The organism is Microcoleus sp. Pol14D4, assembly GCF_036701245.1.
Classification (GTDB): domain Bacteria; phylum Cyanobacteriota; class Cyanobacteriia; order Cyanobacteriales; family Microcoleaceae; genus Microcoleus.
In genome coordinates this window covers 16,446-41,116 of the sequence record NZ_JAUBQM010000025.1, presented here as the reverse complement: position 1 = coordinate 41,116, position 24,671 = coordinate 16,446, and the positions used below count along the sequence as shown (strand labels likewise).

Genomic DNA, 24,671 nt, shown 5'->3' with positions numbered 1-24,671 from the left:
GGGCTTTTTGCAGTTTGCTCCTCAATCTAACATCTCAAATCTAAAATTATGACCATGGGGAATGCCTTCAAAAGACTATCGCACGAAGTTGTCACCTAAGTAATACTGTCGCACTAAAGGGTTGCTGTAGAGTTCTTCTTCCGCCCCGGAGGCTAAAATTTGACCGTCTCGCATGATGTAGGCTCGATCGGTAATTTCGAGGGTTTCTCGGACGTTGTGATCGGTGATGAGGATGCCGATTTTACGATCGCGCAATTTAGCAATAATGGTTTGAATTTCGTCTACGGCGATCGGATCGACGCCTGCAAACGGTTCGTCTAAAAATAGGAACATCGGCCCGTCTCGCCCAGCAGCTAGTGCTCTGGCCAGTTCAGTCCGCCGCCTTTCTCCCCCTGAGATTTGAATTCCCAAACTCGATGCTATTTTTTCTAAGCGAAATTCTTGCAATAGGAAATCGACTCGATCGCGCCATTCCCAGCGCGGCACTTGAGTTTGTTCTAGGACTAACAAAATGTTGTCCCGCACGCTCAGGTTTCGGAAAATGCTTGCTTCTTGAGCGAGATAGCCAATTCCCAAATGCGCTCGCTGGTGCATCGCCAATTTAGTGATGTCTAAATCGTTTAGCCAAACAGTTCCTTGATTTGGTTTTTCTAATCCGGTTGCTATGTAAAATGTTGTGGTTTTGCCGGCACCGTTGGGGCCTAGCAGTCCTACGATTTCTCCTTGGGCTACCGAAAGGTTGACGCGACTAACTACATTGCGTTTTCCGTAGGATTTGTGAATATTTTCCAGTACAATTTTCATTTTCGCTCCCGGCAACCTCTACAAGCTAAATTTCAGACTGCGGCTTTGTGCGATCGACTCTTTAATTTAAATTTTACCTTTTCAATTTTGTTAGTTTTATAAAGACGAAATTTCGCATCTATCCCAAGTAGTATGTTTTGGCTGAGGCGAAATTTCGCTGCTGCGAGCCGCTTTTACCGGGGGGCTGTAGTTGGACGTTGGGAACCCACTGCATTTTGGGCTGCTGCATCTTGTTCCGGGGCAACCAGATAGACCGATTCTACCTGTCCTGGGTTGTCTGGCAGGGCAATAAACCGCCCTTCGTCGATCAGGTATGTTATGGTTTCGCCGCGCAGGCTGTTGCCCTGCTGCAATACGTAAACATCTCCGCTGAGAATGATCCGGCGCTCGCGGCTGAAATATTGAGCTTGAGCTGCGGTTGCTTGTATTTGGCGGGCTGGATAGTTGATTTGGACGTTGCCGCGGGCTGTCACGATGCCGGTTTTGGAGTCGGCTTCTTGAATGTCCGATCGCACGCTGAGAGTGCGGGGCGGGCCGGCTTGCGGGTAGGTGGGAGAGGCGATCGCGCCTGCCAGAGTGAGGGGCAACAGCAGCGATAATCCTTTGAATATTCGGGAATTGAGCAGTTTAGCGGAGGGCATCATAAGCTTGGAGCCTCAAAATATTTGAAATTGCTGAAGGGCATTATTTCCACTTAGGTATTTTATCTTAACGGTCAGAAAGATTCCCGTGATGTCGATCGATTGACCCGATAGTCTCAACCAATTATCCTAGCAAGACAACAGCGAATTTAATTGGTTATTTTGCTGAGTGGCTACAACTGTCTTAACCGGGAACGGGCAAGAGGCTCGTTCCACAGCAAATTAATATACTTGGGCAGCCCGCAAGAAAGCCAGCCCTCCTCTGTGTAGAGGCCAAGTATACTGCACACCCTAATACAAACATTTATTTAACTTTTTGGTACTTTGATAATTCGCGGCAATTGCAAGCCTGCAACTTCTGCACCTGCAAACAACTGTTGAAATTTAGCTACTTCTTCCGGACCAGCTTGTTGCAAAGCGCTCAAAAGTTTAGCACTTTCTCCGAGTAAGTCTTCAACAGCAATTTCGGCATAACTCGGCTGATAATAACTGAGCCGATTGATTCCTTCTCCCAGCAAGATTACTGCACCGCGCCAGTTTTGATTTCCTAAGTGATAAAGCGCGACAGCAATTTGCAATATTCCCTGATAAAACCTTTTTTCCGGCTCGTCGGCTTCCATCCACAAAGCCTCTAAAGTATCGTGACAAGCGTAAAATTCTTGGCTGTTAAACTGTTCGATACCTTGGAAAAATTCTAGCGGAATTTCCTCTGTCATTCGATTGGGGATTGGGGATTTTCGATGGCGGATGTGTGTTTGAGTAGGCGGCGATCGATTGTTTTTTAATAGCTAAGTCTTAAAAATAGGAAAAATTACGACCTCTTTTCAAAACTACTGCCATTTAACGACCGCCTACTTAACTAATTACATAGTGTCTCTGACAGCTTGAATTTGATCCATTCCTATTTCCTGAGTAGTTCCCGCAAAATCGTTGTCTGGCGTCAGAAATAACATACAGTGACACTCTTTGCGCTCGCGCATGGGAATGCACGGACAGTTCCAGTAGGCGGCTTTTACTTCGGCTTCTTTATCTTCGTAATGGCGACAAGGGCATAAGGGAGCACCTAGTTCATCCTTGTGTTTTGCTAGTCCTTCTATCACGACAGCAGTGACGGAAGGCTCGGAACAAAAGTAAGTTCCGGTGCGCTTGGCGTAGGTTTCGGAGAAATTCTTCATCGCCTCCAAAGTTTTTTCGTTGGAGAGTTTAGATTTTTCTGTTGTGTTCATAGTTTAGGATCGGAGTTGAGGATGCTACGAGCTTTTGACAATTGTAGCGCAGAATAGGATTTTAAACACTTGTATATTTCTGTTTACTTACAAGGAGGAAAACCTTGACAAAGATTGAGTTTTAGGTTGTTGGTTTTTTAGTGGTTTTTGTCTATCCCGGAGGGTGCGGGAAACTTGTGGCATACCGGGTTTTTGGACCGGTCAAAAGATTTGGGCGATCGATCGCCCTCAACTATCATCCCCCAAAGGGGATAAAAATTGGATAAGATAGCACGGCGCTCTTTCTGTGACGGCTATAGGCACGGCATCTGATGGCAACTTCCCCGAACCGCACCCACAGCAAAAAATCTCCTCCTTCTGGGCTAATTTGGCCGGCTGACACCGAGTTAGTCGGATTAGTGTTTGAATTGACTCCCGGCGCTGCTAGCTATCTGTACGCGCAGTATGCTATAGGTTTGCACGCTTGGTTTTTAGGTCAAGTACAGCAAACTGACCCGGATTTATCGAAACTTTTGCACGATGAACAGTCAGAAAAAGCCTTTACTATGTCGGGATTGGAAGGTGATTTGCTTCCCGCTGGCAAAGAATTTCAGCTTTTGGGCGATCGCATTTATCGCTGGTACGTAACAGGACTTTCAAAGCCAGTAGTGCAGTGGCTGAGTCAGTGGCTGCAAAATTTGCCCGAAGAGATAGATTTACGAAATGCTCCGCTGCTAATTCGCTCATGGGATATTGCTTTTGCTCCCACAACTTACCAGCAATTACTAACAGCAGAACTCCCATTATCCCACAACATAAAACTTAGTTTTGTGACTCCTACAAGCTTTCGCAGCAAAGGCTATCACTTCCCTTTGCCAGTTCCCGAAAATGTTTTTCACAGCTATTTGCGCCGCTGGAATAACTTTTCGGGGGTAAATTTTGACCAAGCAGAATTTTTGCATTGGATTGATGAAAATGCAATTATTAGCCGCCACAAATTGGAGTCGCAAAAGGTAGCGGCGGGCAAAAAAGGCATGGTAACGGGATTCACTGGGGCTGTGGAATTTGGGCTAGGGCGATCGGCTCACAATCGTCCTGATTTTGTACAATTATTTTATGCTTTGGGGCGGTTAGCGCCTTACTGCGGCACTGGCCACAAAACAACTTTTGGATTGGGACAAACGCGATCGCAATGGTTGACACAAGCGCTACCTGAAGTGTCGATACAAAGCGTATTGGCGGCGCGAATAGATGAATTGACACAGAAGTTTATGGCCCTGAGAAAGCGTACAGGTGGCAGTCGCGCTGCTGAGATTGCTGAAACTTGGGCGACGATTTTGGCGCGCCGGGAATTGGGAGAATCTTTGTTTGATATTGCTGCGGATTTGGAAATGCCTTATGAAACTGTGAAAACTTACGTGAAGTTGGCAAGAAGGGCTGTGAAAGTCGAGGATTAGCGGTAATTTACTGGTTCCCAGGCTCTACCTGGTAACAAAGATCCGGAGGCTCTGCCTCCAATTTTCCTCCGCAAGCGAGGCAGAGCCTCTAGACATCTATTCCCAGGCTCTGCCGGGGAACCAGTTAAAGGAGGAGAAGATGATTATTTGTTAGCGTTTTGGGTAAATAGGTAGATGTCGTCTCGCTGATATTTTAGTTTAAATTGAGGGGTGTTTTTTAGTTGAGTTACTAGCTTTTCCACAAAATCTCGATCGCTCATCCAGCCAGGATATCTGAGGTTGAGCAATACATAATCAAATTCTGCGAGATTTGCAGGCGGCGCCTGAGCCTGAGTTAATCTTACTACAGGGCGGTGCGCTAAGTGCGGAGCAATCTGAGCATTTGTTAAAACACTGCCTTTGGTTTCAACAAGAGAAATTGCTTCTCTGGTAGCGGGCAAAGTGTCGAGCCCATTTAAATAAATAGTCCAAAAATAGCCGTATTTAGCTAAAGCTAAGAAAGCAATCAAGGACCAAATTACAATGACTCTAGCCAATGGATAATTAGGAAGTGGCAATCTATCAAATATTGTTTTTCCCTTTTGCTGATTGCTAGCTGCTAAACTGGAAATTACGGCAACCAATAAAAACGGCAATATCGGCACAGAATATTGATGAATTAAATCCCGCTGAGCGGGGATATCGGAAAGAATATTCATCGCCAACATTGGCACAGCACTAATTAAAGATGACAGATGACGCGGGGACAGCCACCAAATCAAAGGTAATAGCAATAACGCTAAATATTCAAAAGTCTCTATACAAAACAAACGCCCTAAAACTAGATTTGGTTTGACTATTAAATTAAGAGCTATTTCAAAAACTGAGTTTCCCAAATAGTGATATCGCCCGATTCCCGCGTGTTCTCTTCCCTGATTAAAATACGGTATAACTGCCTGAGTAACTACCAGGAACCAACCCGCGCCTAGAAAGAGAGCTATGAACCCACAATTGCGTTTTTTGTCAAAACACAACAGCCACAAACCCATTGCAGCCACAGTTAAAGATAGCACGGCTTTGCAGCTCAAAACTAATACAATCGCAGCACAAAACCACAAGGTTTTATTCAGCCTAGCGGCTAAGATTGCTGCTAGCAGTGCTGGTAAAGCAATTACTTCTGGGTGGAAGTCGAAGAGATTGACATTAAATACTGCGGGATAAAGCAGATATACGGCGGAAATTGCAATTGCTTTTCGTTCGTTTAATCCCGCTTGACGTGCCAAACTCCAACTCGGCCAAGCGCCTAAAGCTAGGGCAACAGCTTGCACTAAAAAAAGCCAGTGAACATCTGGATATATTTTGTAAAGTAAAGCTAGTGGATAGAAAATAAAAGCGGCATGATCGCCCCAAATATTAATGGCCATTAAAGAGGAAAAGGGCGTTTGATTTTGGGAGATTAAATAAATTGCTTGGTCAAAAATTGCTAAGTCGAATGCCGTTGACTGAAACAAAGCGTGCCGCGCGCTGCTGGCGGCAAATAAGACTATCGTTGTCACGACAATCATTAAAAATACTGGATGAGATTTTAGGGATTTGAAAGTTAGCATTTTATTGGTTTAATCAGCCCTGCGTTTAAATAGCAGGACTTCGCTTTTTTGATAAGTTAATTTAAAATCGGGAGAAGTTTTAAGTTTATTTGCTAACGTAGAACCAAGTTTTTCAGTATCAGGCCAGGGATGGCGCAGGTTTAATAATATGTATTGAAATTCCGCTAAATTTGTTTGGGGCGAAATTTGTGAAAGCAATTTTACTATTGGGCGGTGGGTAAAGTGAGGGGCAAGTCTATTATCTGTTAAAATACTGCTTTGGGGTTGAACTTGTGCGACTGCTTCGCGTGTAGCTTGCCAGGTATCTAGTCTATTTAGGTACATATAAAAATCTTTATACTCGCCCACACATAGGAAAATTAGTAATGACCAAATTATCATGATTCTCGGTAATTGAATTCCCTGCCAAAGTTGAGAAATTCGGAAATTTTTAAATTGTGGCAAATTGCTCCATGTTAAAAAATGTTGCTTATTTGCTTTATCCTCTTCCTTGTCGCCTTTTATTTCTTCCCTGTTTCTTGTTTCTTCCTTTGCGATAACTGCTAAAAATAAAAATGGAATTACAGGCACTGAATACTGATAGGCTAAGCTGCGTTGAAAGGACAAGTCAGAGAGGATATTGATCAGCAGGGTAGGGATGGCAGGAGTTAGCGCTGTTAAATATTTTAGGCGTAGTTTGCCGGAAAATGGCAATAGCAGCCAAATCACAGGTAAGGTGAGGAGAAATAAATATTTGAATGTATCGAATGAAAGAATTTTTCCTAATACTAACTGGGGTTTTAATATGAGATTGATGATGATTTCTAGTACGGATTTGCCTAAATAGCTGTAGCGCCCGACTCCAGCGACTTCGCTACCGCTAAAGAAGGGGATAATTTTCTGGGAAGCTATCAAAAACCAAGCTGCACCTAGCAAAAGTGCGATCGCCCCACACCGCTGCTTTTTTTCGCAAAAAAACAGCCAGAAACCCATAGCAACAACGGTTAGGGACAAAACCGCCTTGCAACTGAGAACTAACACAATAGCGGTACAAAACCACACAATTTTATTTAAACGCGCCGCTACAATTGCTGCAAAAAGTGCGGGTAAAGCGATTACTTCCGGGTGAAAATCAAATAAATTGATGTTAAATACCACCGGATAGAGCAAATAAATCAATGCGATCGCACGAGATTGTTCTTGATTCAAACCTGCCAAACGAGCTAAACTCCATGTAGGCCAAGCCCCCAGGGATAAAGCAACTGCTTGTACCAACAGCAGCCAATGCACATCCGGGTAAATTTTGTACAGCAAAGCTAGCGGATAATAGATTACCGCTGCGTGATCGCCCAAAATATGAATCCCCATTAAAGAAGAAAAAGGCGTTTGGTTTTGGCCGATCAAGTAAATTGCTTGGTCAAAAATTCCCAAATCGAAAGCAGTTGATTGGAATAAAGCGTGCCGTAAACTGCTACCCAAAAAGAAAATTGCTGCCGCAGTAGCGATCGCCCAAACCAAACTCGACGGTAGCTGAGATCGACCTTCCTCTATATTTTCGGCGATCGAGACACTGATGTCCTCACGGTCATCAGCAAAATTTTCCCTATTCTGCATGAAACCTGGCACTAGGTGGTCACTCAAAATATGATTCCATCGAATGTGCTTTCCACGCAATAGTTAACCACTAATTTTTATCCCCGCAATCGTAATATTAGAATAATCCACAAAACATTAAAAAATTGTGAAAGCAATAACTCTTCTCGGCTCCACAGGCTCCATCGGCACTCAGACTCTGGATATTGTAGCTCAATACCCCGATCAATTTCGGATTGTCGGGTTAACCGCCGGACGAAATGTAACGTTGCTGGCCCAGCAAATTCGCCAATTTCGACCGGAAATTGTCGCTATTTGCGACGAAGATCAATTACAGGAATTGAAGGAGGCGATCGCAGATCTCGACCCTCAACCTATTTTACTTGCTGGCGAGTCAGGCGTTGTCGAAGTTGCTCAATACGGTGACGCTCAAGCCGTCGTCACGGGCATAGTGGGCTGTGCCGGTTTGCTGCCAACAATTGCGGCTATCAAAGCAGGCAAAGATATCGCCTTAGCCAATAAAGAAACATTAATCGCAGGGGGCCCCGTTGTCAACCCTTTAATCGAAAAATACGGCGTTAAAATATTGCCTGCTGACTCGGAACATTCAGCAATTTTTCAGTGTCTCCAAGGTGTTATGGTTGGCGGATTGCGGCGAATTATTCTCACTGCTTCGGGGGGTTCTTTTCGAGATTTGCCGATCGACAAATTAGCAGGAGTAACAGTAGCCGATGCTTTAAAACATCCGAATTGGTCGATGGGGCAGAAAATTACAATTGATTCTGCTACTTTGATGAATAAAGGATTAGAAGTAATTGAGGCTCATTACTTATTCGGAATGGATTATGACGACATTGATATTGTCATTCATCCTCAGAGCATAATCCACTCATTAATTGAGCTGCAAGATACATCGGTTTTGGCGCAATTGGGATGGCCTGATATGCGCTTGCCGCTGCTTTACGCTTTGTCTTGGCCGGAACGAATTCATACAGATTGGGAACGGCTGGATTTGGTAAAAGCTGGGGATTTAACTTTCCGAGAACCAGACCACGAAAAGTATCCTTGTATGCAGTTGGCTTATGCGGCGGGACGTGCGGGCGGTTCGATGCCTGCGGTGCTGAATGCGGCAAACGAACAGGCGGTAGCGCTATTTTTGGAGGAGAAAATTCAGTTTTTGGATATTCCGAAATTGATTGAGAAGGCGTGCGACAAACATCAAACCGATAACTGTGAAAGTCCTGGTTTAGAGGATATTTTGGCTGCGGATCGGTGGGCGCGGCAGGAAGTTTTGGCAGATAGTGTGGAATTGGGCGATCGTATTCTTTCGGTTCGCTAATTGTATCAGCAGACTTGCACTTACCCACAAGCCCGCCGGGAATTAATTCTCCGTCTCATAGCTAAAGTCGGTTGAAACCGACTGCCCAACCTTGATAAATATCCAGTCCTCTTTAAGAAAACTTTAGCTATGAGACAGGGGTTTTTAACCCCTGGCGGACTATGCCAAAAAGTGCAAGATATCGCCAAAACCCTATAAAAAATTGACCTGATTTTAGCCTTTTATACACTAACTCCCAACTTGCGCCACCAAATCAGCCGCACTCATCTTTTCGTACATTTCAAAAGGTTGGTGAATCCAAGGATTGTCAGCCAAATAATCTACATAATAATCCGGCTTCGCCACAGAACAAGCCTTGTACCAAAGCACAGCACTCCGAATTTCCTGAATATCCTCGCCGTAGCGACTCTTGAGCCAAGCGATACCTTGATCCAAACTAATTCCCGAATCCACCAAATCGTCAACCAGGAGAATGTGGCTGCCCAAATTATCGCCCACCATTGTCAAATCGCGGGCAAACTCGATCGCACCCCGGACATTTCCGTCAGCCCCACCATAGGACGAGGCCGCTAAAATCGCCAGAGGTTTGCCGAAAATCCGCGACAGAGTATCCCCCACGCGCAGCCCTCCCCTCGCCAGACAGACAATTCGATCGAATTTCCACTGAGATTCCTCAATTTTTACAGCCAAATCCTCAATTTTCCGATGGTACTCAGACCAAGAAACGTAAAGGTCACTCATTCCTAATATTATTGAAATATCAAAGGTATTATTAATTATTTTGGGGAAAATGACATGGATGCAGATGAACTTCTCAGACGGTATGCAGCCGGAGAACGGGTTTTTCACAAAGTAGACCTAGCCGGGGTCAAGATGTCAAGGACAAATTTGCGTGATATTGACCTGAGTCACGCTAATTTAAAAGGTGCAAATTCGATCGGTCTCACCCTCTACAGAGCTAATCTGTATCAAGCAGATATTAGCCAAGCCAACCTCTCCCAAGCCAACCTCATGTCCGCTAATTTTGGCGAATGCGACGCAGTGGGAGCGAACTTGAGCGGAGCCATCTTGCGGAGTGTCGTGTTCAGCGGCGCCGATTTAACGGGGGCGAGTCTCAGGGGTGCAGACATGAGAGATGCCAACCTTCAGGGGGCAATTTTGATTCAAGTTTATGCAGTTAACGCTAACTTGCAAGGTGCAAACTTGACAGAAGTGAAACTTTGTGGAATCAACCTCAGTAAAGCAAATTTAACCGACGCGAACTTAACACAAGCTGACCTGAGCCGTGCTAACTTAACTCAAGCAAATCTGAGCTGGGCAAATTTGACGGAAGCAAATCTGGAAAAAGCGGATTTGAAGGGAGCCGATTTGAGCGGAGTTAACTTGAGCTGTGCAAATCTCCATCAAGCAGATTTGAGCGGAGTTTCCCTTAAGGGAGCAAATCTCCGGGGAGCAAACTTGCATCAAGCTTCTTTGCGCGGGACAAATTTGGATGAAGCGAATCTGAGAGATGCCATGATGCCTGACGGCACAATCTCTGACTAAATAAGGTGAAAAAATAGAAGTTAAAACCGCAGGGTGCTTGTGGTGCACCCTACATTTAGGCTAATGCCTGATTTTTTTAAGGGGATTTAATTCTGCGTTAATCTCAGGCGCGCAAAAATAGAGATAAGCCCCGGACTCGTGTTGTGGAGAGGCAAAAATTTTAGAGTCTTGTTCAAGCTCCCAGATTCATCAGTGGAGTAAGTCTAAAATCTCAAATTGTTCGAGTGAGCGGGACTCTACGGTTCGACTGAGCGCTTGCGGAAGTGTAAAATCCAAAATTCAATGACAGTTCATTTCAAGAGAGTTGCAAAAAAAATTGACGATAATTTAATCTACAACTTTCAGCCAGCCCCGGCGAACGGCGTGGAGCAAGCGGTTGATGGCTGTTTGATCTTCTTCGGTAAGACAGTCATTTAACAGCGCTGTCTTGAGCTGTTGTCGGTGAGTGGGAGTCAGCAGACCGGAGTGATATACCTGAAAGACTAGCTCTGCAATAGTAAATTGAGGTAACAGCGTTTGGGTTCTCATCATGTGTTTTATTTTGAACTCACTTTTGACAGTATTAACTAATTTGTCCAAAATTTATGTGATTCAACTACGGGAGTAAATGTGATCGATTAGCTCTTGATGAGTGATTTGTGTCAGCGGGACATGGGGATCGGATATTTCCTCGATAGCTCTGCTACTTGAAATACAAACCCCGTCCCGATTCCTAGCTTCTGGCAACTCCCACATCTCTACTTTTGGTTAAGAAACGGTGACAAATAAATTAATATTTATCTATTAATAGATTACTAATGACTGCTAGCGAAAACGCTAGGCTTAATTCAGAGTAAAACGTTTAGCCTGTTTAGAAACCTGCTTTTACCTACATTTACCTAGTTTCTTGGTGTGGTCTTTGTTCCGTGGATATACTTAATAACCCGCCCAAAAACCGATACAAGTTTCCGACAGGAGCGGGCATCCGCCCCAAATTTTAAGCTCGAGTTCAAGCTCCAGATTCATCTGTGAAGTCAATCTCAAATCTCAAATCTCAAATCTCAAATCTCAAATCTACTGGCTGCTTCAAATCAAAAATCCCGGCTTCTTCAAGAAACCGGGTCAAGCTTTTCGATCGCAGTACAATTTTTTTGGAGAGGGTTAATGGAGCGACCTATTCACGAAAATTTTATTGTTGGCAAAGCTTGACAGGAGAGAAAGTAAAAATACTCATCTCAACTTGGTGTGTGAGGGGACTAATCGGAAATCCTGACCCATCCGCGGCGGATGGCGTGCAGCAGGCGGTTGACGGCATCTCTGGCGTCTTCGCTGAGAGCGCTTTGGCAGAGTTCGCGCAGTCCGTGGCTGTCAATGCGAGTCAGATTGCCTGAATGAGTGACTTGATAGAACAGTTCAGCGATCGCGCGATCGGATTTTAAAGTCAGAGCTTGCATGAAATCTCGTTGAACTCGACTATTGCAATATCGAGCATTTGAGAAAAGAGTAGGGTGATGGCAGTCGGCTAAGCTGTGTGATCCTTATTGGCTCGATTTGTGACCGAATTCTGCCAGTATACGTGATTTAAATCACAGAAAACCAAATACCTCGATCGCATAAGCTATGATTGGGGTGGTAGCCTCAAGGTTTGACAAAACCTCAAAAAGCCCTGAACGAAAGGCTTTGAGTTCCCAAAGCCGCTGCGTGGCGGGAGTAAGTCCGCTCAACATCGCAGGCTCTGGACTCGGAGATATGTGAAACTTTGGGTTTTAGACACTTGCAGCTTGCAGCTCAGGACATAAAGTTGCGATCGGCGAGCCACGGCCTGAGATACAATAATTATAAATACTTCTATCCCATCTATAGGCAGGCAGGTAAAAAAATGATAACGATTAGCTACTTTTCGATTGCCTTAATCGTTTTTCTTGTTTGGTTCAAAAGTTTTTGGAATGATACAGCGACATCTAAAAAAGACGTGATATCTTGGATAGCCTTAATAATGGGGCCTTTGTTTTGGCCTGTTGTTCTGCCCCTATCCCTTTTGCAAATTACCAGCAAAAAGTCTGTTGTAAAAACAGCCCAATGCGATCAAGAATTATAATAAATTAGGGAAGGAGCTGGCTTCAAAACAGTCGCTTATCTCGTCCTAAATTATTCGGCGTGCATCGCTCCCGGCTGCGAGTAATTTATATTTTTTTGATGAAAAAGATAAATTCAGCTAGAAGGTAGAATCCCAGAAAAATTCTGTATTCTAAAACAGTATTTTTTTACCGCTATCAAATTCTGCCTTCTGCTTTTTAACCCCGCCCAAAAACCTATACAAGTTTCCGACAGGAGCCTGCAGCAGCCCAAAACTTGAGGCTGTTGTTCAAGCTCTCAGATTCATCTGTGGAATAAATCTCCAATGTCCAATTGTTCAACTGAGCCAGATAGACTCAGCGCTCGCTGAACGTATCACACCGAAGTCTCCAATCGACTGAGGCCTACTTTTTTTGTCACATCGTGATTTAATGGTGCGGCTCAGTCAAAATTGTTCAGGCAAAATTGTCAGACTCAAATTATCGGACAGCGACCACAACATTTTTACCCAAAAATTATCTGCCACCTCAACCAAGCTCAAAATTGATATGTAATGTAACATGGCCCGTTGCTTGCAAAAATATAACTTCAGACATATTTTTGCCTGCCGCTGACCAGCTTAAGAATTTTTATACTACCGGTGGCAGGGTACCATTAATCGAATGTGGGAAAATCCTGACCAGGCGTTGAAAAACAGCTAGGATCTTTGCCCTTTAAGCTTTTCCACCTACCTTTCTTCAAATCGCAGCAGCTCTAAACGGGAAATTGTAGAGTTCGTTTGCGTCCAAATAGCCTAACTCTTACCGCAGTTAGATACACAATTCAAGGCAGAGACTGCAATATGAAATAGGCAACAAGAACAGTCGTCTAAAATCGCAACTAAAACTTAGTTTGGGCGATCGGGCATCAGGAGTGTATAACGGGAAACAGCTAAATTTTTAGAGGTGCGAGATGTTTGGGAACTTCTAAAAAAAAGTGCCGTCACGGTATCCAAATTAGTTATTTGCATAAAAAGTAGGAGTCAAAATGAACCAAGTATCTGAGAAACCAATTTATAGAGTTCTTAATCTATTGTCGCTGCTAGCGCTGAGCTACTATGCAGCTACTTCCATCAATTATATTTTCGAGAGTGACGCTCACATCTACAAGTACGACAGCCAGAGTAATTCCAACGCATCACCAGCGCAACTAGAAGCACACCGCTCGGAATAAATAGTAGAGATTTTCTCGGAATTAATGCCGAAGCAAATTTCGGATAATTTGCTAATCGTTAAGGCTCAGCTCTACTTTAACAACAATTAGTAAACAACTCTTGGCTAAAAACTTAATATTTGAACTCACAGGTATTAGCCATCGAATCTACTACCAAAATCAACTATTTAGTTGGTTCTCAACAGAGACCAGAGCGATAAAAGGATGGCAAAGCATTTTCCTCAGTAAAAGCATTAATAGCTTTAGTCATCGCTTCATCAAGAACATTTGAAGGTGGATATGCTTCTGAACGGAAAATCGCTTTGATTTTGGCCCACTACAACTCTATCGGACATAAATTCGGGGAGTAGGGAGGTAAGAATTTTACCTTGGCTCCGATAGATGCAATCAGAAAATTGATGGCTTCAGCATTATCAACAGGTAAATTATTCATAACTATAAATTGCGCCAACCTCATAACTGGCGCAGGATTCGCCAGCAGCCCACAATTTTATATCTTAGTTCCAGTTCCCAGATTCATCTCTGGAGTAAATCTAAAATCTCAAATCTAGTGACAGTACCGTCACAAATCTACCGGCTCACCTTTCATCCCAACTTCCCCAAAAGACTAGCGCTGCATTGTCTGATTGTCCGGATGGATGTGGATCACGGTGGAAATGACTGATTGGGGTTGAAAAACTGGGTTTTTTAGCCAAAATCCTGCGTTGAGCGTGAGGGATTTGGTTGGAAACATGAAGGTGATGAGGCTCAAAAGTCTTTCCGGGACTGTGTTGGGATGCACTTTTGATTGAATCCCTCCTCCAGCGTGCACGGGCTTGCTTTCAAAGCCAGTTAAAAAATTTTGATTTTTGGGGAACTATTGGCGAAAATCAAAAGTCTGGTCAGGTACAGTGTACTTAAAAGAAATCGCAGCTCAGTTCCAGCCCCATTGGGGGCGATCGAACTCTCCGGCGATCCACAGTGCCAAGGACCCGGTGCAACTTCTCAATCTTGAGAGCATACTCCGATTAAAAATCGTCTCTGTGTATCTTCCGGGTATTGTTTTAATAATGACTAGCCATATCGACGGTCATTATGGTAAACTCGCAAACGTTTAAGTGGAATATTTTCGTGTTAGAGGAGGCAGTGGTGGAGTCGAGAGTCAAAAGCAGGAAACAACCGAGATTTGCTGCTCAACGAATACAGGATTCAACTCGCGCTCCGAGGCTCGCTGCTGACAATTTAAATTACATGACAGCTTATAGCAGCCGGGTCAATTAGGGTCTCAACCGATGTCCGGTTTCATTTATTGAATCCCTTTGGAGGGAAAAGTGTATTGTAGAAAAATGATTGATCTTTTAGGAGGAGTGTAAATGACACAGGTAACTAATCCAACACAGCCAGCAAGTTCACTACCAGGTGGTAATGGTGGCGGTGGCTCAACCGTTATCGGCATCGAAGGTCAAAACAGGCTGAACGGAAGCTCCGGCAGCGATATCATCTTGACTTTTGGGGGCGCTGATGTCATCGCTGGTGGCAGTGGCAACGAGCTGATTGTATCGGGTGGCGGAAATGACAGTGTCGGCGGCGGCGACGGCAACGATACCATCCTTTCAGGCAGCGGCAGCGATGTGGTCGCTGGCGGTACCGGCGATGACTTCATCTTTGGCGGCAAAGGTGATGACCTCGTAGACGGTGGTGATGGCAATGACTTAATTTCTGGCGACAGAGGCAACGACACCGTACTCGGCGGATCGGGCAGCGATACAGTCTTTGGCGGCCAAGGCAACGATATTGTCGGCGGCGGCGACGGCAACGACAGCCTGTTCGGCGGTAAAGACAACGATACTGTCGATGGTGGTGCTGGCAATGACTTTATCTCTGGCGACAGAGGCAGCGATGTCCTGACCGGCGGTGCTGGCAGCGATACGTTCTACTTCTTCTCCAGCGGTGGCGATTATGGGGTAGACACGATCACTGACTTTACCCCAGGCGAAGATAAGATCCGCTTGAAGCAGGGCGGTGTGTTCGCTGGTTTGGGCAGCAGCTTCGAGGCGAGCGAGTTTGTCGTCATTTCTGGTTTCAACGCAGCCAACGCAGGAGCAACCGCGACGAACAAGTTGGTCTACGACCCATCAAACGGTGCGTTGTACTTCAACGGCAGCAACGGAGTGCTAACTGTTGCTCAGTTGCAGCCTGGCCTGACGATTACCTCGAACAGCTTCGAGCTGTTCTAAAACAACAGGCTGTTGTGGGGCGGCACCGGAGAAAATTCGGGGCTGTTCTCACAAAGCCGATAGTTGTAAAGGATTTCAACCTCACTCTGCCACAAGCGGGGTGAGGTTGAAATATTCAATACAGGAACAGAAGCAGGGGCAGTTAAAAAAAATCGATCGACAGTTATTGATGAAATTAATCGATCGCCCGATCGGGCAAAATATAAATACAAAGTTTTTAAATCAGAATTTCTAGGTTTTACTGAAGCGGTAAAGAAACCGCAACTGCACCGCGAGCAATGACCACTGAAGAATATATCCGGCAAGCCCAAATTTATTTGAACCGGGGGAAGTTAACTGAGGCGATCGAGTTTTGCAAAAAGGCGATCGAACTTCAACCGTTTTCGCCCTCCGCTTACACGACGTTAGGCGAAATTCTCGAAGCTCAAGGCGATCCGACGGCGGCAAGAGACGCTTTTGTGCAAGCTTTGGAGATTTCGCCAAAGTTTTTTCTGGCTCATGCTTATTTGGGTCAACTTTACAGCGACTATGCGTGGCTGGATGAGGCGGTTTTTCACTACCGACAAGCTCTGGATTTGAAACCAGACTGGGCGGAACTACACTATAACTTGGGAAATATTTTTCACAAGCAGGGTAATTTGTTGGGGGCGATCGACTGTTACCGAAAGGCGATCGCCCAAAAACCGGATTATCTCGATGCTGTATACAATCTGGCTGTGGTTTTAGATGAAAATAGTCAGCTCGAAGCGGCAATGGATACCTACCGACAGGTGATTGCCGTGGCGCCGGATTACGTGAAAGCTTACAGCAATCTGGGTGTGATTTTGCTAAAGGACGATCGCACTGCTGAGGCGATCGAGCTTTACGAGCGGGCCATGGAGATTAAGCCGGATTGGGCAACGCTGCACAATAATTTGGGTCAAGCCTTGCTGGACAAAAGTCCGGAAAGGGCGATCGCATCTTACCTCACAGCTATTGAGTTGGAGCCGGACATGGTTTTGGCTCACTACAATTTGGGGAAAGCGTGGCAGTTACAGGGGGAACATTCGGCGGCGCTTGCTTGTTTCGAGCGGGCGATCGAGATCAATTCCGACTATATTTCGGGCTATACAGACGCCGGGTTTTCTTTGATGGTTTTGGGCAAAATTGCTGAAGCCATGCCTTATTTTGAGCGGGCAATAGCTCTGAAGCCTGATTTTGTTGAGGCTTACTGCCGCTTAGGAGACAGGCGCAGAGTTGCGGCGGTAGAAGATGATGAATTGTCAAGGGCGATCGCTGCGTGCGATCGATTTCTCACAGCACTAACTGGAAGGAAGAAGAAAGAAGGAACAGGGAAGAAGGAAGAAAAAGAAACTATTCCCAATGCCCTACGCCCAACGCCCAATGCCGAATTACCAATTGCTGAAATTTGCGATAATTTAGCCGAAATTTACTTGCATTTGGGAAATGCTCTAACAGAGTACAGCGGATACGAATCTGCCGCCGCTTATTATCAAAAAGCTTTGCAAATTCAGCCACAAAATGCAGAGCTTTACTGGCGCGTGGGAAATTCCTTAGCTCAGCAACAGCGGTTCAGTGCAGCAATTGCAGTTTACCACATGGCTTTGACGATTCAACCTGCTTTACCGCAGGTTTATTTTGAGTTGGCAAAACTGCTGGAAAAACAGGGGCGCTGGGAACGGGCGATTGATTATTATCAAAAGGTTTTAGATCTGCAATTGCACGGGTATGGGGATCGGAAAAAGTGGAAAAAAGACAGTTTTATTTCGCCCGATAGCACTTCTATAAAACCTCCTCACGGTATTTATTTATCGAGTTGGGATTGGCTGGTTAATGCTAAGTTGGATGCTGAGAATTATGTGGAAATATTTTGGAAATCTGCACCAGAAGCAAGGGCCGAAAATATTCCGAATTCCCAATTTGGGAGATCCAATTCCAAATTGGCCAATTCCGAGTGTGCCGGTTTAACTTGCGGGCTGTGTTTGCAGCGACTTTCTAAGTGGTTCGATCCGGTGCATTTGGGTTGGGGAGTGTGCCGTTTGTCCAACTCGCAACCGATACCTGTGCAGTCGCCCAAAACTTTTGTGGCTGCAATTCCCAACGGGCGAGTTTGGATTGTGCCGCAGGAAAATTATTGGCTGATTTGCAAGGCGATCGCTGTAATTACTCCTGACAATTATTTGTTGGGTGATGTGTCGAGAGATTATCCGGGCTTTTTACCTGGATGCGAAAAGCATGATATTAGAAAACACAGCGTTTTTAATTTAGAATCATTCCCGCCTCTCAAGCAAATTGACGGCAGAGTGGCGGTGCTTTCTGGTTTGTCTGGAAATGTCTATTTTCACTGGATGGTTGACGTTTTGCCGAGGATAGAATTGCTGCGGCACAGCGGTAGGGATTGGGCGGAAATTGATTGGTTTTTGGTGAATAGTTGTCAGCACCAATTTCAGCGAGAAAGTCTGAGAATTTTGGGGATTCCCGAAGAAAAAGTCTTGGAGAGCGATCGCTTGCCTCACATACAAGCAACAGAGTTAATTGTGCCGTCTTTTGCGGGATATTTGGGCTGGCCTTCTGGGTGGGCGATGGATTTTTTGAGGCGCGAGTTTCTCAAGGGAATTATACCTAGTTCGAGCTATCCGAAACGCATTTATATCAGCCGCAGCAAAGCAAGATATCGACGAGTTTTGAACGAGGAAGATGTGGTTGAGGTTTTGGAGAAATTTGGCTTTGTTTCTATTTTACCTGAGTCGATGTCTTTGGCAGAGCAAATTGCTCATTTTTACCACGCTCAGGTGATAGTAGCAGCCCACGGCAGCGGCTTGACAAATACGATTTTTAGTCGCCAGGGAACTAAAGTAATTGAGTTGGTGTCGCCTCACTATATCAGCCATTATTACTGGGGAATCAGTCAATATTTGCAGTTGGAACATTACTTTTTAACGGGCGAGGCTTTTGAATGCTATCCTATTAGACAGTTGATGTATCAGAATTCCCTGACTGAGGATATTTTGGTGAACTTGAGTTCGCTGAAAAAGATGGTTGAAGTGGTGGGTTTGGGTTAGTTGGTGTCTGGAGCAAGTTTAATTATGCCCTCGATTGAGAAGATGGAAAAGGCAGCGGTTGATTTGAGTCGGCAAGCAGAACTTTATTTAGCCGAAGGAAAGTTGAATGAGGCAGTTGCTGCTTGCGAGTCAGCGTTGAAAATTGAACCGAATTTGGCGACAGCTTGCCAGACGCTGGGAAAGGTGATGCAGGTGCGAGGGGAAATCGAGCAAGCTAAGCAGTGGTATGAATCGGCAATCGATCGCAATCCAAATTTGCCGGAAGTTTATGCTAATCTCGGCAGTTTGTATTCTCAGGGGAAACAGTGGGAAAAGGCGATCGTAAATTGTGAAAAAGCAATTTCGCTAGCGCCGAATTTTGCTGCTGTTTATCGGCAGTTGGCGAGAATTTGGACGCAGTTAGAGAAGCGAGAAGAGGCGGCAGACTGTTGGTATCAAGCTTTTAATATCGAGCCGAATTGGGCAACTGCTGAGGAAAACGTCACTCTGGGAAATAGTTTGGTTGAATTGGGAAAGTTCGATCGTGCTATTGAGTGTTATTCGCGGGCAATTAAGTTAAACCCGAAGCTGGCAATCGCTTATCACAATCTAGGAGAAATGCTGGTTGGCCAGAAGCGGTGGGATGAGGCGATCGCCAATTACCGACAAGCCATTGAAATTAATCCAGATTCTTTTGAATCTTACCACAGTTTGGGTAAAACTTGGGCGGAGCGAGGAGAATTCGATCGGGCGATCGCCTGTTACAACAAAAGCCTCGAACTCAATCCAAATTATGCTCGTGCTTACGTGGGTTTAGGTAATGTTTTCGCACAAAAACGCGACTTTGATGCAGCTATTAAATGTTACCGTCAGACTCTGGAAATCAATGATAATTCCTACTGGGCATACAATTGCTTAGGGGACGCTTTGGCTCAAAAACAACTGTGGCCCGAAGCTATTAGTTGCTACCGCAAAGCTATTGCAATAAATCCCAATATTCCTTGGTTTTATGTCAATTTGGGAGTTGCCTTAACCTGCGAACAATCCTGGGATGAAGCTGTGGCTGCTTACCTGCACGCGGTTCAGATTGAGCCGAATTTGACCGGAATCAATCAACGGTTGGGATATGTTTTGCGGAAGCGCAGCGAATCGGGTTTAGACAGCACAATCGCAACTTATTGTCAAGGTGTAGAAATACTTGCAAGCGGGAAAATTTACCACAACTTGCTGGGAATTGAGTTAGATGGAGCGGAGTTTTATATAAATTTAGGCAATATTTTAGCGAAACAGAAGCAGTTGGAAGGTGCGATCGTATTTTATAGCATGGCACTGCAAATTGAACCCAATGCTGCAGAAGTTGTCGCCCAACTCAATGATGTTCGGGCGAAACAACAGGAGTTGTACGCACAAATTGCCGCTTACCGCCGCCAAATAGAAATCGAGCCGACCAATTCTAAACCTTACAACGATTTAGGAAATATTTTACCGCAATTAGGCGAATTAGAAGAAGCAATTATTTGCCACCAAAAAGCGAGCGAATTGAGGGGTTGGCCTGAGTGTGCGGCGAAAGATTATCAATTTACCCAAGATTGGTTTACCCACAATATTCCTATTTGGCAACGGCATTTGCAGCAATTTACCGGAATTGCGGATTTTCAAGTTGTGGAAATCGGCAGTTTTCAGGGAATGTCTGCTTGCTGGCTGCTGGATAATATTTTAACTCATCCGACGGCAAAGATTACTTGTATTGATTTGTATTTTCAACAACATTTTAAGGGCAATATTGTTAAAACGGGAGCAGCAGAGCGCGTAATTGAGTTAGAAGGTTACTCTCAAGATTTGTTAATTAATTTGGCTTCGGACTATTACGATGTTGCTTACATTGACGGCTGTCACAAACCTACCAGTGCTCTGCAAGATGCGATTTTATCTTGGAGGTTGGTGAAAGTTGGGGGATTGATGATTTTTGATGATTACGAGTTTACGTTTCCCGACAGCCCGGAGCAAGATACTAAAATTGGGATAGATGTTTTTTTGGAGATGTTTGGAAGTCAGTTAGAAGTAGTACACAAAGGCTATCAACTGATTGTCAAAAAAATCGGCAGTCAAAGTTTGGGCGAAGAGCAAACTCTGTTATCTCTGGGCTGGGAAAAGTTGGGAGATATTGCGGCAAATTCCGGTTATTTGGATGAGGCGAGCGCCCGCTATCAAACAGCTATTAAAATAAAGTCTGGCAACTACTTAACTTACCACAAGTTGGGTAAAACTCTGCAAAAGAAAGAACTATTTGACGAAGCTCGGGCCGCTTACCAACAGGCGATCGCACTAAACCCTAATTTTAGTTGGGCTTACCACTTTTTGGGAGAAACTTTGCAGGCGATTGAGGAACAGGGCGAAGCCGCTACTGCTTACCGCAAAGCTATTGAGTTAAATCCCGATTTTTGTTGGACTTACAACAATTTAGGCGATGTGCTGATGGAGCTGTCTGAGTGGGAGGAAGCTGCTGTTGCTTACCGCAAGTTAGTTGAACTCAATCCCGATTTCTGTTGGTCCTACGAGAGATTAGGTAGGGCTTTGGTTGCACTGGAAAATTGGGAAGAAGCGGCGGTGGCTTACCGCAAAGCTATTGAATTAAACCCCAATGATTGTTGGCTGTACAATAGTTTGGGGGAAGTTCTGGAATCACAAGAAAATTGGTCGGAAGCAGCAGGGGCTTTTGATCGTGCTATTGAGCTAGAACCCGATCATAGTTGGCTGTACAAAAAGTTGGGTGATGCACTGCGGAAGCAAGGGGAATTGCAAAGGGCGATCGCCATTTACGAAAAAGGCATCAATCTCGATCCAAAATCCTGCTGGTGTTACGAAGGATTGGGTTTGAGTTTAATTGCCAAACAGCAGTGGGAACCTGCAATCACTAATTTAGTTCAAGCACTGCAAATTCAACCCGATTTGTTTGAAGCTTACGATAATATAGGTTATGCTCTGGAACAACAAGGAGAAGTCGATGAGAGCGATCGGGAAAAATGCAGCAATCAAATATTACCCTTAAGTGTTCTCAAAAAATACTGTGGGTTTACAGAAGATTTGATTGTTGCAGCAGAATCCAATCCGCACCTCACCTGCATTGACATCCATCCTGCGAGTCAAATTAATTTATCTGATTCCAAAACAATCGACAGCAGTCGCAGATTTTGGGAGCATCAAAGTCATTCCAGAAAAGCTTTTGTTGCCGTATTGCCAAACGGACGAGCTTGGGCAGATGTTGTGACTACCGCCGTGATTACTTCAGACAATAAACTTGTTGCTGATATTTCAATGGGTTGTGCTGAATTGGTAATCACTTCCGACAAATTGCCTCCCGCTGAACACGTCGATGGAAATGTGGCTTTTTTATCGGCTCGCTGGGGTGGAGCCGCTTATTTTCATTGGATGTTTGATGTGATGACGCGCTTTGATCTTTTGCAGCGTAGCGGATTGATAGAAACTATAGATAAGTTTGTTGTCAATGCCTCGGATTCTTCCTATCAAGCAGAAACTTTAAAGACATTAGGAATTCCTCAAGATAAACTTTTAGAAAGTCGCTGCAATTTACACATTACCGCCGATAAATTAATAGTCCCGTCAATATCTTATGACGGATCGGGCGCGGTTTCTAAATGGAAGTGTGAATATCTCAAACAGACATTTTTAAATGAACAACAGCCACTAAACGCAGACTATTCAGAGCGAATTTATATCACCCGTAAACAAGCATCCTATCGGCGACTCGTCAACGATGAAGAGGTAATTCAATACTTAGAAAAATTCGGGTTTCGCCGTGTCAAGTTGGAAACGATGTCGGTAGCGGAACAATCATCGTGTTTGGCTGCTGCTAAAGTAGTTGTTGCCCCTCATGGAGGGGGGTTGACTAATCTAGTTTTTTGCAGTCCTGGAACTAAGGTAATTGAGATTTTTTCTCCCCTTTACGTGCCGCATTGTTATTGGATGATTAGCAATTTGTGCGGCTTGGAACATTACTATTTACTGGGCGAGTTGGTGGATGACAAAACTCAGAAATATCTGGGACATAAAGATATGCGGGTGGATTTGAAGTCGCTGGAGAAGTTAATGAGTCTTGCAGGAGTGTTGCATGGATAATGATTACCACGATTTGGGGAATTCCCTGCAAGAAAGCGGTCGGTTTGAGGAGGCTGTTGCTGCTTACAAAAAAGCTATTGAATTAAATCCTAATTTTTCTTGGTCTTATCACAGTTTGGGCGATGTTTTGCTGAAACTTGAAAAATGGGAGGAAGCTGTCGCTGCGTACAAAAAAGCTGTTGAGTTAAATCCCTATTTTTCTTGGTCTTATCACAATCTGGGCGATGCTTTGCTGAAACTTCAGCGATGGGAAGAAGCTGCTGTTGCTTACCGCTGCGAGATTGCACTTAACTCTGATTTTGCTTGGTCTTTTTGCAATTTAGGCGACGCTTTAACTAAACTAAAACAGTGGGATGAAGCTATCGCTACGTATTTAAAAGCAATTGAAATTGACGGGGATTTGCCGGGAATTTACGAGAAGTTGGGATACGCTCTTGGACAAACAGAGTCAAATTTAAATTTAGTGTTAGAACAATCTCAATTGCAAATTACACCGGAAAATTGGGAGTTTTATTTGCAGTTAGGAAAGAATTTAGCCAAGTACGATCGCCCAAAAAGCGCAATAATTATTTACAACTTGCTATTGACAAATATACCGAGTTATGCAAAAAGTTCCGCGAAATTAGAGGATTTGTTGCAGCAGCAAGAAAAGTGCGTTAGCGCAGCCATCGAAGAGGATCGCGCATTAGCCTCATCTCGCGCAACTGTCGCCGAAAAACCCGATGATTGCTGGTCTTATTATAATTTAGGTGCTGTTCTGAGCCACCAAAAATATTGGGAGGAAGCGGCGGCGACATTTTTCCAAGCTATAGAAATAAATCCCGATATTCCTTGGTGGTTTTATTACAATTTGTGGGAAGTTTTTGTTAGGCAAAACAAGCTAGATGAAGTTGAGAACTTGTGCCGCGAAGTTGTTGCAGCTCAACCGGAGGCTTTTTGGCCTTATCTGAATTTGGGGGAAGCTTTGACGAGGCAAGGTAAAATTGCGGAGGCGATTGATTTTTATCGAACTGTCAGTTACAAACAAAGTTTTGCATCTCTCATCAGTAAGAGAACAGGCAAGATGCCTGTTCCACAAGCAGATACAGGCAAGATGCCTGTTCCACAAAATTGGAACTTAAAACCAGTCAAAGTTCCTAACTTTATAATTATTGGTTCTCAGCGGTGCGGCACAACTTCTCTGTACACTTATTTAGCCCAACACCCGCAAATTTTGACTCCGATTAAAAAGGAGATGGATTTTTTCTCGTGGCACTTTGACAGAGGGATTGATTGGTATTTGGCTCATTTTCCGCCCATGCCTTCGGGAGAGGAATTTGTAACTGGTGAAGCAAGTCCGAGCTATTTTGACTCTCGGGAAGCACCGGAACGTCTCTACAGCCTGTTTCCAGAGGCGAAACTGATTGTACTTTTGCGAAATCCGGTCGATCGGGCGATTTCTCAATTTTACCGCTTGAGTGGCTTGAATTGGGAAGCGCGATCGCTCGATCGAGTAATTAGCGATGAAGTTGAACGGTTGAATCAAAATCCAGAATACATCATTGGCGAGGAACCGGGGAATTATTTAGCTCGCGGTAGGTACATAGAATTTATCAAAAACTGGCTGACTTTCTTTCCCAGAGAACAGTTGTTAATTTTGAAAAGCGAAGATTTTTATGCAGGTGCGGCGACAACAGTCAAGCAAGTTTTAGAATTCTTAGATTTGCCGGAATATCAATTATCTGAATACCAAAATGCTAATCCCGGTTCTTATCAGCGGGTAAATGAATCGGTTCGCGACAGGTTGAGCGATTATTTCCGACCTTACAATCAGGAATTAGAGGAATATTTGGGGAGGCAGTTTGATTGGGAATAAAGTTGA

At 44.5% G+C, this 24,671-nt stretch carries 19 protein-coding genes; 8 read left to right on the top strand and 11 right to left on the bottom strand.

Features of this window, described 5'->3' with window-relative positions; genetic code table 11:
* Positions 1-75 precede the first annotated feature (75 nt).
* The 4 genes from lptB to QUA33_RS11715 all read right to left on the bottom strand — a co-directional run bounded on the left by lptB (position 76) and on the right by QUA33_RS11715 (position 2,671).
* Positions 76-804 carry an LPS export ABC transporter ATP-binding protein gene (gene lptB / locus QUA33_RS11730; protein WP_333068222.1) on the bottom strand — a complete coding sequence of 243 codons (729 nt, stop codon included), beginning with the start codon at positions 802-804 and terminating at the stop codon, positions 76-78.
* A gap of 173 nt (positions 805-977) precedes the next feature.
* On the bottom strand, positions 978-1,448 hold the full coding sequence (locus tag QUA33_RS11725; RefSeq protein ID WP_333044586.1) for an LptA/OstA family protein: 471 nt from the start codon (positions 1,446-1,448) through the stop codon (positions 978-980).
* A 305-nt stretch (positions 1,449-1,753) separates the two neighbouring features.
* Positions 1,754-2,161 carry a DUF309 domain-containing protein gene (locus QUA33_RS11720; RefSeq protein ID WP_333148744.1) on the bottom strand — a complete coding sequence of 136 codons (408 nt, stop codon included), beginning with the start codon at positions 2,159-2,161 and terminating at the stop codon, positions 1,754-1,756.
* Between the two features lie 147 nt (positions 2,162-2,308).
* The gene (locus QUA33_RS11715; RefSeq protein WP_333068224.1) at positions 2,309-2,671 is read right to left on the bottom strand and encodes a ferredoxin thioredoxin reductase catalytic beta subunit; all 363 of its coding nucleotides are present in this window, start codon (positions 2,669-2,671) and stop codon (positions 2,309-2,311) included.
* Positions 2,672-2,982: 311 nt separating this feature from the next.
* Between QUA33_RS11715 and cas6 the strand changes: the two genes are divergently transcribed.
* Positions 2,983-4,107, top strand: a complete 1,125-nt coding sequence (gene cas6, locus QUA33_RS11710; RefSeq protein ID WP_333148743.1) for a CRISPR-associated endoribonuclease Cas6 — start codon at positions 2,983-2,985, stop codon at positions 4,105-4,107.
* 143 nt (positions 4,108-4,250) lie between these two features.
* On the opposite strand, the gene QUA33_RS11705 is transcribed toward cas6, so the two are convergent.
* Positions 4,251-5,651 carry a DUF2079 domain-containing protein gene (locus tag QUA33_RS11705; protein ID WP_333148742.1) on the bottom strand — a complete coding sequence of 467 codons (1,401 nt, stop codon included), beginning with the start codon at positions 5,649-5,651 and terminating at the stop codon, positions 4,251-4,253.
* A 51-nt stretch (positions 5,652-5,702) separates the two neighbouring features.
* Positions 5,703-7,286 (bottom strand): DUF2079 domain-containing protein, encoded by a 1,584-nt coding sequence (locus tag QUA33_RS11700; protein WP_333096945.1) that lies wholly within the window; start codon positions 7,284-7,286, stop codon positions 5,703-5,705.
* A 127-nt stretch (positions 7,287-7,413) separates the two neighbouring features.
* Between QUA33_RS11700 and dxr the strand changes: the two genes are divergently transcribed.
* Positions 7,414-8,604, top strand: coding sequence for a 1-deoxy-D-xylulose-5-phosphate reductoisomerase (gene dxr, locus QUA33_RS11695; RefSeq protein ID WP_333148741.1), 1,191 nt, complete (start codon positions 7,414-7,416; stop codon positions 8,602-8,604).
* Positions 8,605-8,832: 228 nt separating this feature from the next.
* On the opposite strand, the gene QUA33_RS11690 is transcribed toward dxr, so the two are convergent.
* Positions 8,833-9,345 (bottom strand): phosphoribosyltransferase family protein, encoded by a 513-nt coding sequence (locus QUA33_RS11690; RefSeq protein WP_333096845.1) that lies wholly within the window; start codon positions 9,343-9,345, stop codon positions 8,833-8,835.
* Between the two features lie 54 nt (positions 9,346-9,399).
* On the opposite strand from QUA33_RS11690, the gene QUA33_RS11685 reads away from it, so the two are divergent.
* On the top strand, positions 9,400-10,149 hold the full coding sequence (locus tag QUA33_RS11685; RefSeq protein ID WP_333075944.1) for a pentapeptide repeat-containing protein: 750 nt from the start codon (positions 9,400-9,402) through the stop codon (positions 10,147-10,149).
* A 327-nt stretch (positions 10,150-10,476) separates the two neighbouring features.
* On the opposite strand, the gene QUA33_RS11680 is transcribed toward QUA33_RS11685, so the two are convergent.
* The 3 genes from QUA33_RS11680 to QUA33_RS11670 all read right to left on the bottom strand — a co-directional run bounded on the left by QUA33_RS11680 (position 10,477) and on the right by QUA33_RS11670 (position 11,855).
* Complete coding sequence (locus QUA33_RS11680; protein ID WP_333076016.1) at positions 10,477-10,677, bottom strand: hypothetical protein; 201 nt, start codon at positions 10,675-10,677, stop codon at positions 10,477-10,479.
* Positions 10,678-11,384: 707 nt separating this feature from the next.
* Positions 11,385-11,582 (bottom strand): hypothetical protein, encoded by a 198-nt coding sequence (locus QUA33_RS11675; RefSeq protein WP_333075945.1) that lies wholly within the window; start codon positions 11,580-11,582, stop codon positions 11,385-11,387.
* Positions 11,583-11,714: 132 nt separating this feature from the next.
* Positions 11,715-11,855: a hypothetical protein gene (locus QUA33_RS11670; protein WP_333148740.1), complete on the bottom strand. Its 141-nt coding sequence runs from the start codon at positions 11,853-11,855 to the stop codon at positions 11,715-11,717.
* 1,375 nt (positions 11,856-13,230) lie between these two features.
* On the opposite strand from QUA33_RS11670, the gene QUA33_RS11665 reads away from it, so the two are divergent.
* Entirely contained in the window at positions 13,231-13,416 is a 186-nt protein-coding gene (locus QUA33_RS11665) for a hypothetical protein (protein WP_333068237.1), read from the top strand.
* A gap of 316 nt (positions 13,417-13,732) precedes the next feature.
* Here QUA33_RS11665 and QUA33_RS28230 read toward each other — a convergent pair whose 3' ends face one another.
* Positions 13,733-13,849 (bottom strand): hypothetical protein, encoded by a 117-nt coding sequence (locus tag QUA33_RS28230; protein WP_445243239.1) that lies wholly within the window; start codon positions 13,847-13,849, stop codon positions 13,733-13,735.
* Between the two features lie 919 nt (positions 13,850-14,768).
* On the opposite strand from QUA33_RS28230, the gene QUA33_RS11660 reads away from it, so the two are divergent.
* From QUA33_RS11660 to QUA33_RS11645, 4 genes are all read left to right on the top strand, one after another.
* Positions 14,769-15,632: a calcium-binding protein gene (locus QUA33_RS11660; RefSeq protein WP_333148739.1), complete on the top strand. Its 864-nt coding sequence runs from the start codon at positions 14,769-14,771 to the stop codon at positions 15,630-15,632.
* Between the two features lie 278 nt (positions 15,633-15,910).
* On the top strand, positions 15,911-18,694 hold the full coding sequence (locus tag QUA33_RS11655; protein WP_333148738.1) for a tetratricopeptide repeat protein: 2,784 nt from the start codon (positions 15,911-15,913) through the stop codon (positions 18,692-18,694).
* A 24-nt stretch (positions 18,695-18,718) separates the two neighbouring features.
* Complete coding sequence (locus tag QUA33_RS11650; RefSeq protein ID WP_333148737.1) at positions 18,719-22,810, top strand: tetratricopeptide repeat protein; 4,092 nt, start codon at positions 18,719-18,721, stop codon at positions 22,808-22,810.
* Positions 22,803-24,665, top strand: a complete 1,863-nt coding sequence (locus QUA33_RS11645) for a tetratricopeptide repeat protein (RefSeq protein ID WP_333148736.1) — start codon at positions 22,803-22,805, stop codon at positions 24,663-24,665. Before QUA33_RS11650 ends, QUA33_RS11645 begins: the two co-directional genes overlap by 8 nt.
* The last annotated feature ends 6 nt before the right edge of the window (positions 24,666-24,671 follow it).